This window comes from Gilliamella sp. B3172, from assembly GCF_026536465.1.
Classification (GTDB): Bacteria; Pseudomonadota; Gammaproteobacteria; order Enterobacterales; family Orbaceae; genus Gilliamella.
In genome coordinates, this window is the sequence record NZ_JAFNOA010000002.1 from 296,937 (window position 1) to 313,633 (window position 16,697).

Here is a 16,697-nt window from a genome sequence, read left to right on the forward strand (position 1 = left end):
GCTATGAATCCTAATAGCACCAGAAAGCTATGGGTGTTACATGGTGAGGCAAAGCAACTATTTAACCAATTAAGTAACACAATCGATAAGCATCATGGCGATTGGATAACTGTTACTGCGCAGTCTGACTTGCCCGATTATCTCCCAAATATTGTTGAGCCAACTAAAACCAAAGCTTTGCTCGGTCAACAATATTTGCATGCCATTTTTGATGCCACCGAAGCATTTAATCTTGATGCTTTTGCTATGATGGTTGGTACACTGGTGAAAGGCAGTGTATTAATATTACTGTTACCGCAGAATTTTAATGATTGGCAAGATCAGGACAGTTTACGGTGGAATGAAAGTTGCTTACCTATTGGTGTGCCTAATTTTGTTGCGCATTTGCAACAAACGTTAGCTGAGTTTGCCGGCTTTCTCAGTCAAGATTTTCCACCAATAGATACGCTCGCTATCGATGTGTCTGAGCAGCAAAAAGTACTCACACAGCTTTTAGAGAGTGATAAACGCATTAATGTTTTGCTTGCTAAAAGAGGGCGTGGCAAATCCGCTTTAGCCGGTCTATTTAGCCGTCATCAACCCTGTCAAGTAACTGCTCCAAACAAGGGTGCGCTGGCCACTTTTTTTGAATTTGCTAAGCCCGATATCCGGTTTGATGCGCCCGATGACTTAATTGAAAACGCTACCGAACTGGTAGCCGATTACTTGATTATTGACGAAGCTGCCATGATCCCATTACCGATGCTCGACAAATTAATAAATTTAGCATTAGCGCAAAATCGTCGGGTATTATTAACCACCACCGTTGAAGGCTATGAAGGTACCGGTCAGGGTTTTTTACTAAAACTTTTACACGATAAATCCTATCAAATTTTTGCGCTTAACACGCCAATTCGCTGGCAAGCGGGGGATGTGGTTGAGCAATTTACCGATCGTCTATTACTAAACGGTGGCTTGAGCAAAGCAGATTCTTCACCTAGCTATTCACAATCAGTGAGTTACTCAAAGGTAGATAGATCGAATATTAGCCTATTAAGGTCGATCTTTTATTTGTTAAAAATGGCGCATTATCAAACCACATTAATCGATTTAAGGCGCCTGTTTGATGCGCAAAACTTAAGCGTATTTCAAGCTACTATGGCTGATAAAACCATTGCCGCCGCTGTCACCATTGATGAGGGTAAATTGCCCGATGAGCTGATCGAACAAGTATGGCAAGGTAGCCGTCGACCTAAAGGTAATTTAGTGGCGCAATCCTTAGTTGCTCATGCCGGTGAAAAACAAGCCGCTCAGTTACACTCTTTAAGGATTAATCGTATCGTGGTTGCTAGTGCTTATCGTCGACAACATATTGCCAAGCAATTAATCGAAACGATTATGGCAAAAGCAATCAATCAGCATCATGATTTTTTATCTGTAAGCTTTGCCTACAGTGAAGAAAATTATCGGTTTTGGCTAGCTTGTGGTTTTACGCCAGTCCATATTGCAAGCCATAAACAAGCCAGTAGTGGTAATTACTCTGTTATGGCATTGCGACCTTTGACCGAACAAGGGCAGGCATTAACTGACAAATTACAGCGAAAACTTGCCCGCAACGCGTTTTGGCTTAAAAATATTATCGATTTACCTTTTGATACAATGTTAAACATCGATGATAATCAACATTTATCAATACAAGATATAGATGAACTTTATGGATTTTGCTGCTATCATCGTCCTTTTCAAGCAACTTATGCTGCACTTTGCCGATTATGTCAGCACCATGAGCAACAATTACCCTTAGTAAAATTAACCATTTTAAAAACGTTACTGCATAATCCTCAAAGTGAGCAACAAGTGATAAAACAGTATCACTTAACCGGCCGAAATGACTTAATGAAGGCGATTAAGCAAGAAGTTAACCAGTGCCTTAAATCATTATCTTAAACTATTTAAACGTGAATTAAATGACCACAGTGTTATCACTGATCGTTTTAATATAACTATTTTCGGCACTAAATTTAAATTAAAGGAACTGAATGTGAATTCAAACAAATTAGAAGATAAAAATGACAATCGACATTTTAATCAACCTCAATTACATAGAAAATCGGGGTTTGATTATTTTATGCAAGGTTGGTCTTTGGCGTTTAGTCCCGGTATTAAGCGCTATGTTTTTTTACCGCTGATTGCAAATATTGTGATTATGTCAGTGCTATTTTATTGGTTTTTCACCTCGATTACCGGCTTTGTAGATTGGGGACTATCTTTCGTACCTAGCTGGCTGCATTGGCTCGGGTACATTATCGGTTTTATTGTGATTATAATGCTGGTGATACTCTTTTGTTACTTTTTCAGTACCGTAGCCAACCTGATTGCTGCGCCATTTAATGGTTTGCTTGCTGAGCAAGTTGAAGCGCAATTAACCGGTATTACATCTCCTGATACCTCATGGTTAAGTTTAATCAAAGATCTACCTAGGATTTTTCGTCGTGAACTGCAAAAATTAGGTTATTATTTACTGTGGGCAATTCCAATTCTACTTAGCTATTTTATTCCGGTTTTTGGGCAATCGGTAACGCCGGTGATCTGGTTTTTATTTACCGCATGGCAAGTTAATATCCAATATGCCGATTATGCATTTGATAATCATAAGATCACTTTTGACCGAATGCGACAACTACTTCGACAAGACCGTGCAGATAATTTAATCTTTGGCAGTTTAGTCAGCCTTTTTACCATGGTGCCATTGTTAAATTTAATTATTATGCCAATTGCTGTTTGTGGTTCGACAGCAATGTGGGTCGATCGTTATCGTCATCCGGCGCTGTTTTCAAGCAATAAGGAAGATTTTCGCTAAACGTATTATTTTTTATGCGGTTTATTGTTTGACGGCCAATCATCGTCATCATCATCTTGATAAGGGATAGGTTTTATCCCTTTCTTTTTTTCAAGATAGTGTTTATAGCTAAGTTTGTTTAACGCTTTAATGGTGTTAATAAAGATACCAATTAAGATGATTAAAATAATCCACCAATAATCTTTTAGCCATTCCATGTTATCTCCTTTTGCAAAGGTCATGTGATTGATATAAAGCGGAGTAATAAACGACCGCTTTATGATCAGTTTAAAAACGCTGAAATTAAATAGCTGTTAGGTCAATAATAACTGTTCAAGTATGTTTTGATAGATAGCAGTTAAGGTAATGATATCCTGACAATTAGCATTTTCATTGACTTTATGAATGGTTTTATTAAGCACGCCTAATTCGATAACCTGACATCCCATTTTGGCAATAAAACGGCCGTCCGATGTGCCACCACTGGTCGATAATTGTGTGTCAATTTGAGTAAATTGTTTAATTGCTTTCGCCGCAGCGTTAGTTAATTCACCTTGTGGTGTTAAAAATGGATGACCCGATAGTCGCCAAGTTAAGGTATAGTTCAAATGGTGTTTTTGTAAAATTTGCTCAACACGGGATTTGATGATGTCATCAGTCAGTTCACTACTATAACGAAAATTAAATTGTACAGACAACTCACCGGGAACAACATTTTCTGCGCCTGTTCCACCATTGATATTGGCTACTTGCATGGTAGTTTGCGGAAAATATTGATTGCCGTTATCCCAAACTGTGGTAACAAGTTCATGTAAAGCTGGTGCAAAACGGTGTACCGGGTTATCAGCAAGGTGAGGATAGGCAACGTGGCCTTGAATACCGTGTACTACTAAATTGGCTGTTAATGAGCCTCGACGACCATTTTTGATTTGATCACCCAGCACACTATCACTTGACGGCTCGCCAACGATACAATAATCCACTCGTTCGTGTCGTTTCATTAATAAATCCACAACTTTAGTGGTTCCGTCGGTGGCATCGGCCTCTTCATCAGAGGTCAGTAAAAAAGCAATACAGCCACTATGGTTAGGGTACTTTTTTACAAACGCTTCAGCGGCACACACCATGGCGGCAACGCCGCTTTTCATATCCGAAGCGCCGCGCCCGTAAAGTACGCCATTTTCATCTATGGTCGGTTCAAAAGGTGGGTATTGCCATTTACTTTCGTCTCCCGCTGGCACAACATCGGTATGACCGGCAAACATCAACGTTTTAGCCTGGCGATCACCATGATAAGCCCATAAATTTTTCGTCTGGCCGATATTGACTTCTTCAATCGTAAATCCCAGCGGTTTTAATCGTTCGATAATGATTTTCTGACAATTTTTATCATCAGGGCTTATCGATTTTTCGGCAATCAGTGCTTTAGTTAAGGCAATAACAGGTTCATTCATGGTGATCTCAATCTTATTTTGGTTGGCTGACAAATTGTGAATAACTTTCGTCGGAAAATCCTAACAACGCTCGTTGCCCATTTATCAATAAAGGGCGTTTTAAAATCGAAGGATTGTCTAACATAATTTTAATGGCTGCTTGTTCGTTATCAATTTTTGCTCGAACGGATTCATCAAGTTTACGCCAAGTTGTGCCACGGGTATTAAGCAAACTTTGCCAATCGACTAATTTCAGAAAAGATTGTAAAAGCTCTGCCGAAAGGCCGTCTGTTTTGTAGTTATGAAATTGATAATTAATCTGATGTTCATCTAACCAAGTAAAGGCTTTTTTCATGGTATTACAATTTTTAATACCGTAGATTTTATACATAAAAATAGTTCCAAATAGGCGAAGAATAAAATGATTATAACAGTTAACAGCTTAACACAGCAATGAAGATAATTAACCTATTTAGCGGTTTACGCTTTTGATTGATAATCAATTTATTGGCTCAACTAAGCTAATTCTTAGTATGGTGGAATCTGTTAGTAATTACTAAAAATCAGGGTGATTTTTAAACGACGAGTATTAGCATAAAAGTAAAATTACCGTATCGATCCATTTAGTAAAAAAATTATTAAAAATTGATGTTTTTTCACCATTATACTGACAATCATTTCCATTTTTTTAATATTGCCTTTATTTTTTTCTCATTAGATGTGTATTAATATTGCGAATCGTTCGCATTATTAAATAGATCTTTCAAAATCGAATCAACCTAGGAAATTTAATGTCTGTCCTAACACTCAATCACCTCGCTATAGGTCAAGAGGCGGTTATCTATCGGCTTTTGCCGGATTGTTCTCCTTTTCGTCGTAAACTACTCGCTATGGGGATCACACCCGGTTGTAAAGTAACCGTAGTACGTATAGCGCCACTGGGTGATCCTATCGAAATTAAAATACGAGGATTTTTTCTTTGCCTACGTCGGCTTGAAGCATCATCAATTCAAGTTCAGGAGATTAAACCATGAAGGTGGCACTGATAGGCAATCCTAATAGCGGTAAAACCACACTATTTAATTTACTCACCGGTGCCAAACAGCGAGTAGGTAATTGGCCTGGGGTCACTGTTGAGCGTAAAAGTGGGATATTAACGATTGAAAATCAACAATATGAGATTATTGATCTTCCCGGTACTTATTCGATTGAAACTGATCCACAGCGTGTTTCGCAAGATGAGTTAATCGCCCGTGAATTTGTATTAACTAATCAAGATAGTGTGATCGTTAATATTATTGATGTAACAAATTTGCAGCGTAGTTTATACCTCACCATGCAGCTAATTGATCTACAAGTTCCTATGTTGGTCGTGCTTAATATGACCGATGCGCTTAAGGCTATGGGTGAGTCAATTAATATTGAAAAATTATCAGATTTGCTGGGCTGTCCGGTTGTGGCTATCTCATCGAAACGTAAAACGGGTATTGATTTACTTCATTCACTCATAAAAAAAATGGTTAACACCCGACAGGTGGCAAAACCAACGATCGATACGTTAGGTGACGAGCAACATAGCATTATTAACCGTTTTATTAGTCAATTACCTGATAAGAGTATTGTGCACCAGTTTAATCGCTGGCAACTTATCGATGCGTTATTAGATAGTGCGCATTATGCGTTAAATGATTATGAAAATGAAAAGCTTGAAAACTGCCGACATTCACTATCAGCATGGTGCGATAATCAAATCGATGTGGCGTTAGCCAGTGCTCGTTATGAAACTATCGATTGGTTATGTAAATCCGTGATTGATAAACCGCGGGAGCTAAGTATCAGCTTTACTGAAAAACTCGATAAATGGGTATTAGGACGATTAAGCGGCATTCCGTTTTTTCTCTTTGCGATGTATGCCATGTTTTTTGTTGCGATTAATTTTGGCTCCGTGTTTATCGACTTTTTCGAAGGGGTATTTACAACAATCTTTGTTGGTGGCGTCTCTTATTTACTCCACTCAATTAATGCTCCGTTGTGGTTAAATGTGCTATTGGCTGACGGTATTGGTACCGGCATTACCACTGTCTCGACCTTTGTGCCGGTTATTGCGGCCATGTTTTTTGTCCTCTCTTTTTTAGAAGACAGCGGTTATTTAGCTCGCGCCGCAATGATTGTCGATCGGGCTATGCGAGCTATCGGGTTACCGGGTAAAGCTTTTGTACCGATGTTAGTTGGCTTTGGCTGTGGTGTACCGGCCATTATGGGCACACGAACGCTGGAAAGCACTCGTGACCGCATTATGTCAATTTGCATGATCCCTTTTATGTCCTGTGGTGCTCGTTTACCGGTTTATACCCTGTTTGCTGTTATCTTTTTTCCGCATTATGCATCAACCGTGGTATTTATTTTATATTTACTGGGCATTGCGGTAGCGATTATTACGGGATTTATTCTAAAAATTACTTTATTAAAAGGCGAATTAACCCCTTTTATTATGGAAATGCCGGTCTATCGAATACCAACGTTAAGCAGTATGCTGAAATTAACCTGGCAACGCCTTAAGGGGTTTATGGTGCGGGCTGGTAAAGCGATTGTGATTATGGTTACGGTGCTTAGCGTGCTAAATTCATGGGGTACAGATAACGCATTTGGTCATCAAAATGCTGATAATTCGGTGCTATCACTAATCGGTAAAAAGGTCACACCGGTATTTGAACCTATGGGGATTGATAAGCAAAACTGGCCGGCAACTGTGGGTATTTTTACCGGGGTATTTGCTAAAGAAGCTGTTATTGCAACACTCAATTCACTCTATTCAATGGATAGTGAGGATAGCGATGTCGATCAATATGACTTTGTTGGTGGCATTAAATCGGCTGTGGCAACTATACCGGAAAATTTGAGCCATTTGTCTGATGCACTTGTCGATCCGTTAGGACTGACAACGGTGGGTCAAGATCTGGACAGTATTGAAAATAATTTAGATGTCAATTTGCAAACCGTTTCAAAAATCAAATTGTCATTTGTCAGCGCAACTTCAGCAATGGCTTATCTCATTTTTATTTTACTTTATACCCCTTGTGCCGCTGCGTTAGGGGCGGTTTATCGTGAAGCGGGTAGCAAATGGATGCTGTTTGTTGCAAGTTGGACATTTATTATTGGGTGGTTGATTGCGACCATGTTTTATCAATGTACTTTGTTAGGGCAAACCAATTCTGCCATTTACTGGTTGATTGGTTGTGGTTTATTTATCGGCATTTTACTGGCGTGCTTGCGTAAGTTAGGTCAGTTAGCGCTATTTAATCATTTGGCATTACCAAAATGCCCGACAACAAAAGATACCGGTTGTTGTAACTAGTTTTCTCAAATTAATGTCATAAAAGGGAGCGCAATAATTAAGATATTGCGCTTTAAGTAAGTATGTTAATAACCTCAATTCGTGATTATGTTCAGTTAAAAGGGCGGGTGAGCTTGCAAGATATTGCCCGTCATTTTCGCTTACCGGAAAGCGCGGTAAGCCAAATGCTCAGCTTTTGGGTCAATAAAGGTATCATCAGTGTTATGACGAACGAAACTAACACAGTCTGTCAATCAACCAAATGTAGCACTTGTGTCGGGTGTGATTTACTTTCCCAACCTATTTATAGCTGGATTCTACCGCCAGCAAGCTAACAGATATTGCGACAATCGATTGTGCTTGATTTATATCAGTTCAATCTATTAGCTTATCATTGCTCAATAACCAAACATTGTTTTTACCCTAATCATTACACTTGTCTCTTTTAATCAAATGTTTTGTGTTGTAACCTTTGAATAATTCTTGTCAAGAAGTTTCAGAAAATACCTACGTTTAAGTATAAAATCATTTTTTATGTATAAAATGGCGGTTTGTTTCCTTAAAAAAAAATTCTATTTTCGAGACTTATGTCACATAACTGAATTTATTTATATCGAAAAATAACAAATGATATTAATATGAACTTATGTTCATTTTTCGTGATTTAAGGAGTGGAAATTAATATGAAAACTATCGCAATCGGCGCGGATGATGCCGCTTTTGAGTTCAGAAATAGTATTGTTGAATATTTGACTAAACAAGGGATTGAAACGGTTGATTATAGCAGTGATAAACAGCCAACAAATCCTTTATATCCCGATGTGGCTAATGCTGTTGCTTGTTCAATAAAAGAGGGTAAGCATGAACGTGGGATTTTAATTTGTGGTACAGGGATTGGGGTTGCGATCGCCGCCAATAAAGTACCGGGAATTCGAGCCGCTCAGTGCCATGATGTCTTTTCTGCTGAACGAGCAAGAAAGAGTAACAATGCCCAGATTATGACCATGGGTGCCAGAGTCATTGGCGTTGAACTGGCCAAAAAACTGGTACAAGCATGGCTAGAATCAGAGTTTGAGGGCGGGGGTTCAACACCTAAAGTTGAACGTATTAATTATTATGATGAATTATATAGTAAATAACCTTGAATAACTGTTTTATTCAATAATTATGCCGCCAAAATTAGGAGAATAATATCACTCAACGTTGATATTAGCCGTTGTTTTCAATCTGTTTTTAATCGTTTTTTGTTGTAAAATGGCGGCATAATTAACGGCTTGAACAGTCGTTTTATTATAGAAAAAATGCTATTATAATCGTGTTTAACACCTAAAGTTCTAGAGGATACAGAAGTATGAGTCAATTAGATGAATTTAAAAAACTAACCGTCGTTGTGGCCGATACCGGTGATATCGATTCGATTAAACAGTTTTCCCCAGAAGATGCAACTACCAATCCTTCTTTAGTTCTCAAAGCCGCTCAACTTCCTCAATACCGTTATCTAATTGATTCAGCTATTGAAACCGCCAAAAAGATCGGTGGAAGCAAACAACAACAATTAATTAATGCTTGTGATCAAGTCGCTGTTAATATTGGTGCGGAAATTTTAAAAATCGTTCCCGGACGCATTTCAACCGAAGTTGATGCGCGTTTATCATTTGATAAGCAAGGTTGTATTGATAAAGCCCGTCGTCTTATCGAACTTTATCAAGAGAAGGGCATTGATAAATCCAGAATCTTAATCAAAATCGCTTCAACGTGGGAAGGTATTAAAGCTGCGGAAGTTTTAGAAAAAGAAGGTATTAACTGTAACTTAACGTTGTTATTCTCATTTGCCCAAGCACGAGCTTGTGCCGAAGTGAATGCTTTTTTAATTTCTCCTTTTGTTGGTCGCATTTATGATTGGTATCAAGCTAAAAAACCTATCGACCCTTATATTGCTGATGAAGATCCGGGCGTGGTTTCAGTTCGTAATATCTATAATTATTACAAACAACATGGCTATAAAACGATTGTTATGGGAGCAAGTTTCCGTAAAGTGGATCAAATCTTAGCGCTAGCGGGCTGTGACAGACTAACAATTTCACCTAATTTACTGGCCGAAATGCAACAATCTGATGCGCCGGTGGTTCAAAAACTTAACCCGAATCAACCTATCGTTGCTCGCCCTGAATTAATGAGCGAAGCAGAGTTTAGATGGCAACACAATAGCGATGCAATGGCAGTTGAAAAACTGGCTGAAGGTATCCGTGCTTTTGCCGTTGACCAAGGTAAATTAGAACAAATGATTGGTGAACTTTTATAACAATTGGGGAGCTTGCTCCCCTTTAATTTTCTTTTTCTTTCGTTAATTTGATTAACGAATCTGCACAGTCAACTACTGTAGCGGCAATAACGAATATTAATTAAATTTTTTTGGAGATCATGAACATGAATGCAACGACACTATCTCACCGCGAACTGGCGAATGCGATAAGGGCATTAAGCATGGATGGCGTACAAAAAGCGAAATCCGGCCACCCAGGCGCACCTATGGGAATGGCGGATATGGCTGAAGTACTATGGCGAGGATTCTTAAAACACAATCCAACAAACCCAAACTGGGCTGATCGTGACCGCTTTGTTTTATCAAATGGCCATGCGTCTATGTTGATTTATAGTCTATTGCACTTAACCGGTTATAACGTCACTCTCGACGATTTAATTAACTTCCGTCAATTAAATGCAAAAACCGCAGGCCACCCCGAATATGGTCATGTGCCGGGTGTTGAAACGACAACCGGACCTTTAGGCCAAGGTATTGCTAACGCAGTGGGTATGGCGATTGCTGAGCGAACATTAGCGGCACAATTTAACAAACCCGGTCACACCATTGTAGACCACTTCACTTATGTGTTTATGGGTGACGGTTGTATGATGGAAGGCATTTCTCACGAAGTGTGTTCACTAGCCGGTACCCTTAAATTAGGTAAACTTATCAGCTTCTATGATGATAATGGTATCTCAATTGACGGTGAAATCGACGGTTGGTTTACTGATGATACCGCTAAACGTTTTGAGGCTTATGGTTGGCATGTTATTCGTGGCATTGACGGTCACGATGCTAAAGCGATCAGTGTTGCCATTGAAGAGGCGCAAGCGGTCACCGACAAGCCGTCGCTTTTAATGTGTAAAACCGTTATTGGATTTGGCTCACCAAATAAAGCCGGTAGTCATGATAGTCATGGTGCGCCACTAGGTGAAGCTGAAATAGAAGCAACGCGTAAAGCACTAGGCTGGTCGTATGGCGCATTTGAAATTCCAAAAGCCTATTATGATGCATGGGATGCAAAAGCAAAAGGTAAACAAATTGAAGACGAATGGAATAGCCGTTTTGATGCTTATGCAAAAGCGTATCCGGAACTAGCCAAAGAGTTTAAACGTCGAGCCAATGGTGATTTACCAACTAACTGGCAACAAACAGCTAAAGATTTTATCGCTAAATTACAAGCAAATCCGGCGACGATTGCAACGCGTAAAGCATCACAAAATGCGATCGAAGCTTTTGCCCCTGTTCTTCCGGAATTTTTAGGCGGATCGGCTGACTTAGCACCGAGTAATTTAACCATGTGGTCAGGATCGAAAGAAATTTTAGCCAATCCGGATGGTAATTATATCCATTATGGTGTACGTGAATTTGGTATGTCAGCAATCATGAATGGTATTGCCCTTCATGGTGGATTTATCCCGTATGGTGCGACTTTCTTAATGTTTATGGAATACGCGCGTAATGCGATTCGTATGGCTGCATTAATGAAAATTCGTTCACTGTTTGTCTATACCCATGATTCTATCGGTTTGGGTGAAGATGGACCCACACATCAACCTGTTGAGCAAATGGCAAGTTTACGTGTTACACCAAATGTCAGCACATGGCGCCCATGTGATCAGGTTGAATCGGCTATTGCTTGGCAATATGCTGTTGAACGCAAAGATGGACCAACAGCATTAATCTTCTCAAGACAAAATCTTAAACAACAAGATCGCACCGCTGAGCAATTAGATAATGTTTATCGTGGTGGCTATATCTTAAATGATTGCGAAGGTACACCAGAATTAATTCTTATTGCTACCGGCTCTGAAGTTGAACTTGCGGTTGAAGCTTATCACCAATTAACGCAAGCAGGTCGAAAAGTGCGAGTTGTTTCAATGCCATGTACTGATGCGTTTGATAAACAAGATAGCGCTTATAAAGAATCAGTTTTACCTTCAACCGTAACTGCTCGTGTTGCTATTGAAGCAGGCATTAGTGACTACTGGTATAAATATGTGGGTCTGAATGGTAAAGTAGTGGGTATGACAACCTTTGGTGAGTCAGGCCCGGCAGAACAACTCTTTGAGAAATTTGGTTTCACTGTTAAAAACGTTGTTGAAAAAGCTTCTAGTTTATTGAAGTAAGACGTTACTGACATTAAAAACGCTATGGCGATTAATTTAGCCATAGCGTTTTTTATTGATATCAAGATTAATAAAATAACCAATTAATACGGGTTAGGATCTTTTTTCAAATTATCAAACTGATAAAGTTCATTGCTTTGCCAGTCTTTTATCTTAATATCGTTCTGTTCTGAAATATCCATTAATTCGTTTTGCATATAGTCGTGCTTAACATCTAACTCTATTCCTAACCAGTGGCTTAATAGATAGACAAACTGAAAGCCGGATATCGTTCTATTGATTCTATGTTGTTGAGTGTGATTGGAATCAAAAAAGATTAAAGGCACTTGATAACTATTTTGATAACTCGCATTGTGTCTTAAGTCTTGATAGTTATCAGTATGAGCAAGACCATGATCGGAAAAATAGACCAGCGCATAATCTTCATGATGTTTCTGTAAAGATTCAATCGTTGCTTTTATTAAATCGTCGGTTTCTTTAATACTACTGACGTAGCATGAAATATTTTTATTATTCAGATTAAACTGTACATCAAACTCTAACCGTTTGCAAAAGTGGGGATGCGAGCCAATTAAGTGCATAACAATCAATCTTGGTCGAGTTTGTTCGGTCGATAAAATAGTGTCTAATTCGGGTAACAGCAAAGTATCATGTTTTCCACGGGAATTTTTGCCATTGTATTCGCCTTTTTTGGTATAAAAGCTATGTTTTGAGTAGGCGGCAATTCGAGGTACGGTAATTTCCATTTTACCTAATCGCCCTTGATTAGACAGCCAATAAGTTTCAAACCCCGCTGCATTTGCAATACTAATTATATTGTTATTTATTTGCGTGGTGACTTTTTTATCATCGATAAAAACTGATTGGCTAATAAAATGAGGGATTGATGATTGTGTATTAGGCGCTGGTGCGATAAGTCCATCCCAAATGATACTGGCATTATGATTAGCAAAAGGTGTATTGTCATATTTAAAGCCATAAGCACTCATATAATCTTTGCGCACACTTTCACCAATCATTATCACGTAAGTTTTATGTTTTGGGCTGACCGAGATAATCGGAATGGTATTTGCGTACTTAATCTGCTCAAGTTGCTGCTGCTTTTCAGTGGTATAGATTTTTATACTGGTATATAAATCTGTAAAAAATTCAAAAAAAGGATATTTGAAATTATCAATCACAAATGTAGCGGGCAAATTGGCATTGCTTTTACATAATATTTTAACCGGTTTATAAAGACAGACAGCCAGAGCAAAGAGAATAAAATATTTGTTATTAATCTTCGGAAATTGAAGTTTGGTAAATGTGAAGATAAAAACTAAGATTAAAAATATTGGCGCAACAAGTAATAGTGGGGGTAATTGGCTGAAGTATTCACTCGATTCATCTAAATTTGTTTCCAAAAGCGCACTGATAACCGCAACATTCGGCGAACCATAATAATAAGAGGTTGGAAAGTAGATCGCAGCTAAAATAAATAGAAAACCAAAAATAAATTTGCCTAGCGTAAAATGAGCAAAAAATATCAAGGAAAAATAAGTGAGTAAAATGCGATCAACTCTTAAAGGATACCCTAACAAATATACCAATAAAGCTGAAAGGACAATACAAACTAGGTGGGGAAAAATAGTTTTTTTAAATAACATTACAATTTATTAAATAATTTACAGAATTTCAAAAAAATACATTATATAAATAATCGAACTTTACGCAATTATTAGTTGTAAAAGTCAGTTTAGCTGAAAGGTTTATTGTTGGTTTTCTACCAATGATCCATCAATTTATTAAGCTGTGTATGGCAAGATAATAGGTATAGAGCGATGATAGTAATGAAAAGAAAATAGAGAACATAGCCTTAAAACTGAGAAATACATTTTTATTCAGCTTAAGGCTATTATGGGCTTATTTTGAAGCCCGTTTTAAAATCAATTCGGTTGGTTGTTTTTGTAGATAGATCATTCTGCCAATCAGGAGTACCGCAGCAACTGCCAGTCCGGAAATAATACCAATCCAAAAACCGGCAGCCCCCAATGGCTGCATAACCAGATCGGTCAAAGCTAAAATATATCCAACTGGCAAGCCGACAACCCAATAAGAGAGCAGAGTAATAAAAAAGATGCTTTGGGTATCTTTATAACCACGAAGCACATTACTGGCTACCACTTGCAAATAATCAGAAGCTTGATAAATGGCTAATAAAATAATTAGGTGCATACAAATAGCAATAACCGCCGTCTCTTTGGTAAACAATTCGATAATTGGCGTTCTGAAGATCACCAAAATCAGTGCCACAACAACGGCTATCGCAAATGAAATTGCCAGACTGATATAAGCGGTTTGTTTGGCTAATGAAGGCTTTTGTTTGCCCAGTAAATATCCAACACGAATACTGGTTGCAACCCCAAGTGATAAAGGGATAGCAAAAGTTAAACTGCTGATTGTGAAGATAATTTGATGAGCAGCTACCGTTATTTGTCCGAGTGGGGCAATTAACAGGGCGATAACCGCAAACAAGCTCATTTCAAAGAAATACGCCAATGCCAACGGCGTGCCCAGCACAATCACTTTTTTGATGATCGCAAAGTCGACCAGTTTAGTGACAGGCGTGTTACGAATATCCTTTTGGCTTGCTGTGGTTAAAGTATAAAGGCGCATTAAAATAAACATCAACCAAAAGATAATTGCCGCCGTGATACCGCATCCAACACCACCAAAAGCCGGCAAACCTAGCTTGCCGTAAATTAAAATGTAGTTGATTGGAATATTAGCAAGCAAAGCAATAAAGATTATCACCATTGCCGGTTTAGTATTGGATAGCCCTTCGCACTGATTACGATAGACTAAAAACAGCAAGAATGCAGGAACGCCCCACATTATGGCGCGTAAAAATGAGACAGCAACCTCGACCATTTGCGGATCAATAGGGTGCTCAGCTGAGCTTCTTAAGCTGATGATTTTATCGGAATGATATAAAATCAGCATCATCATTACCGACAAAATCAGTGCAATAACCACACCTTGACGGGTGTGGTCAGCGACCAAATTACGCTTAGCAGCACCATTTAAGTTTGAAATGATAGGGGTTAAAACGGTGAGCAACCCTTGCCCAAATAAGATTGTCGGCAGCCAAATAGAGACAGCAATGGCGACGCCAGATAGCGCCGTTTTACTATAGTTGCCAGCCATAATGGTATCAACAAACGTAATGGCGGTTTGTGATATTTGGGCAATCATTACCGGTATTGCAAGTGTAATGATATGTTTAATTTCGTGTCGATAATGTAGCTTCATTTGATTTGTTTACTGTTTAACAGTTCCCCATAGATCATATTCATCAGAGTGTTCAATTTCAACTTGAACAATATCGCCCACTTTAACACTATTTTCATCATTAAGATAAACAACACCGTCAATTTCGGGTGCATCTGCCATACTGCGACCAATGGCACCTTCGGCATCCACTTCATCAATGATAACTGATAATGTTTGACCAACTTTATTACGAAGTTTTTTGCTTGAGATTGTTTGTTGTAATTGCATAAAGCGATGAAAACGCTCTTGTTTGATCGCTTCCGGAATCTGATTTGCGAGCGCATTGGCTTGTGCCCCTTCAACCGGACTATAAGGAAAGCAACCCACTCGATCAAGTTCGGCTTTAGTTAAAAAGTCGAGCAGTAACTCAAAGTCTTGCTCGGTTTCACCCGGATAACCGACAATAAAAGTTGAACGTAATGTTATATCGGGGCAAATATCTCGCCATTTATGTATTCGTTCAAGCGTTCGGTCAATGGTTCCCGGTCGTTTCATCGATTTTAAAACGGTTGGGCTGGCATGTTGCAGTGGCACATCTAAATAAGGTAAGATTTTGCCTTCAGCCATTAACGGGATTAAATTATCGACGCTAGGGTAAGGATACATGTAATGCAGTCTCACCCAAATGCCTAACGTAGCTAACTGCTCACACAAAGTTTGGATATCGGTTTTCAAAGGCATGCCGTTCCAAAAATTGGTGCGATTTTTAATATCAACTCCATAAGCTGAAGTATCTTGAGCAATAACCAATAACTCTTTTACGCCGCTTTCAGCTAATCTTTTTGCCTCATCAAGCACATTTCCAATTGGTCTACTGACCATTTCGCCCCGCAATGAAGGAATAATACAAAAGGTGCAGCTATGATTACAGCCTTCAGATATTTTTAAATAGGCATAATGTTTTGGTGTCAATTTAACACCTTGCTCCGGCACTAAGCTGGTAAACGGATTATAAGCCGGTTTTGGTGCATATTTATTGACATGAGTCAGTACCGCTTCATAGCTGTGCGGACCAGATATTTCCAACACTTTCGGATGAACATTACGTATTTGATCTTCTTTCGCGCCAAGACAGCCGGTCACAATGACTTTACCATTTTCATTTAATGCTTCGCCGATCGCTTCTAACGATTCTTGTACAGCGCTATCGATAAAGCCACAGGTATTGACGATCACAAGATCGGCATTATCGTAACTGGGTACCACACGATAACCTTGCGTGCGCAATTCGGTTAAAATTCGCTCTGAGTCAACTAAATTTTTAGGACAACCAAGGCTCACAAATCCAATAGTAGGGGATGACATATTCATAGTATTTATAATAGTGTTAAATATTTAAGGGGTATAAAGTTGAGAATTAATAAAC

Annotated in this window: 14 protein-coding genes; 8 read left to right on the forward strand and 6 right to left on the reverse strand. The window is 38.8% G+C overall.

The features are described 5' to 3' along the window. Window positions 1-3 precede the first annotated feature (3 nt). Together J3U37_RS04055 and cysZ are read left to right on the forward strand one after the other, a co-directional pair. On the forward strand, window positions 4-1,926 hold the full coding sequence (locus J3U37_RS04055) for a GNAT family N-acetyltransferase (RefSeq protein ID WP_267373431.1): 1,923 nt from the start codon (window positions 4-6) through the stop codon (window positions 1,924-1,926). Window positions 1,927-2,020: 94 nt separating this feature from the next. Beyond that, window positions 2,021-2,839, forward strand: a complete 819-nt coding sequence (gene cysZ, locus J3U37_RS04060; RefSeq protein WP_267373432.1) for a sulfate transporter CysZ — start codon at window positions 2,021-2,023, stop codon at window positions 2,837-2,839. A 5-nt stretch (window positions 2,840-2,844) separates the two neighbouring features. Here the strand turns inward: cysZ and J3U37_RS04065 are convergent, their stop codons facing one another. The 3 genes from J3U37_RS04065 to J3U37_RS04075 form a co-directional block, all read right to left on the reverse strand. After that, window positions 2,845-3,036, reverse strand: coding sequence for a hypothetical protein (locus J3U37_RS04065; RefSeq protein WP_267373433.1), 192 nt, complete (start codon window positions 3,034-3,036; stop codon window positions 2,845-2,847). 96 nt (window positions 3,037-3,132) lie between these two features. Further along, window positions 3,133-4,272 (reverse strand): succinyl-diaminopimelate desuccinylase, encoded by a 1,140-nt coding sequence (gene dapE, locus J3U37_RS04070; protein WP_267373434.1) that lies wholly within the window; start codon window positions 4,270-4,272, stop codon window positions 3,133-3,135. Window positions 4,273-4,285: 13 nt separating this feature from the next. Then, window positions 4,286-4,642 carry an ArsC family reductase gene (locus J3U37_RS04075; protein WP_267373435.1) on the reverse strand — a complete coding sequence of 119 codons (357 nt, stop codon included), beginning with the start codon at window positions 4,640-4,642 and terminating at the stop codon, window positions 4,286-4,288. A gap of 400 nt (window positions 4,643-5,042) precedes the next feature. Here J3U37_RS04075 and J3U37_RS04080 point away from each other — a divergent pair, with 400 nt between their 5' ends. The 6 genes from J3U37_RS04080 to tkt all read left to right on the forward strand — a co-directional run bounded on the left by J3U37_RS04080 (window position 5,043) and on the right by tkt (window position 12,019). Beyond that, complete coding sequence (locus tag J3U37_RS04080) at window positions 5,043-5,285, forward strand: FeoA family protein (protein WP_220219369.1); 243 nt, start codon at window positions 5,043-5,045, stop codon at window positions 5,283-5,285. Next, window positions 5,282-7,606 carry a Fe(2+) transporter permease subunit FeoB gene (gene feoB / locus J3U37_RS04085; RefSeq protein WP_267373436.1) on the forward strand — a complete coding sequence of 775 codons (2,325 nt, stop codon included), beginning with the start codon at window positions 5,282-5,284 and terminating at the stop codon, window positions 7,604-7,606. Before J3U37_RS04080 ends, feoB begins: the two co-directional genes overlap by 4 nt. Before the next feature lie 62 nt (window positions 7,607-7,668). Beyond that, window positions 7,669-7,920 (forward strand): FeoC-like transcriptional regulator, encoded by a 252-nt coding sequence (locus tag J3U37_RS04090; protein ID WP_220219371.1) that lies wholly within the window; start codon window positions 7,669-7,671, stop codon window positions 7,918-7,920. A gap of 348 nt (window positions 7,921-8,268) precedes the next feature. Next, a complete protein-coding gene (gene rpiB, locus J3U37_RS04095) occupies window positions 8,269-8,724 on the forward strand; it encodes a ribose 5-phosphate isomerase B (protein WP_220219372.1) in 456 nt (151 codons plus the stop codon). A 212-nt stretch (window positions 8,725-8,936) separates the two neighbouring features. Then, the gene (gene tal, locus J3U37_RS04100) at window positions 8,937-9,887 is read left to right on the forward strand and encodes a transaldolase (RefSeq protein ID WP_220219373.1); all 951 of its coding nucleotides are present in this window, start codon (window positions 8,937-8,939) and stop codon (window positions 9,885-9,887) included. 125 nt (window positions 9,888-10,012) lie between these two features. Continuing rightward, window positions 10,013-12,019 carry a transketolase gene (gene tkt, locus J3U37_RS04105; protein ID WP_267373536.1) on the forward strand — a complete coding sequence of 669 codons (2,007 nt, stop codon included), beginning with the start codon at window positions 10,013-10,015 and terminating at the stop codon, window positions 12,017-12,019. Between the two features lie 83 nt (window positions 12,020-12,102). Here the strand turns inward: tkt and J3U37_RS04110 are convergent, their stop codons facing one another. The 3 genes from J3U37_RS04110 to rimO form a co-directional block, all read right to left on the reverse strand. Continuing rightward, window positions 12,103-13,599: a phosphoethanolamine transferase gene (locus tag J3U37_RS04110; protein ID WP_267373437.1), complete on the reverse strand. Its 1,497-nt coding sequence runs from the start codon at window positions 13,597-13,599 to the stop codon at window positions 12,103-12,105. A 322-nt stretch (window positions 13,600-13,921) separates the two neighbouring features. Continuing rightward, the gene (locus J3U37_RS04115; protein WP_220219375.1) at window positions 13,922-15,310 is read right to left on the reverse strand and encodes an MATE family efflux transporter; all 1,389 of its coding nucleotides are present in this window, start codon (window positions 15,308-15,310) and stop codon (window positions 13,922-13,924) included. Between the two features lie 9 nt (window positions 15,311-15,319). Next, the gene (gene rimO / locus J3U37_RS04120; protein ID WP_267335806.1) at window positions 15,320-16,636 is read right to left on the reverse strand and encodes a 30S ribosomal protein S12 methylthiotransferase RimO; all 1,317 of its coding nucleotides are present in this window, start codon (window positions 16,634-16,636) and stop codon (window positions 15,320-15,322) included. Window positions 16,637-16,697 lie beyond the last annotated feature (61 nt).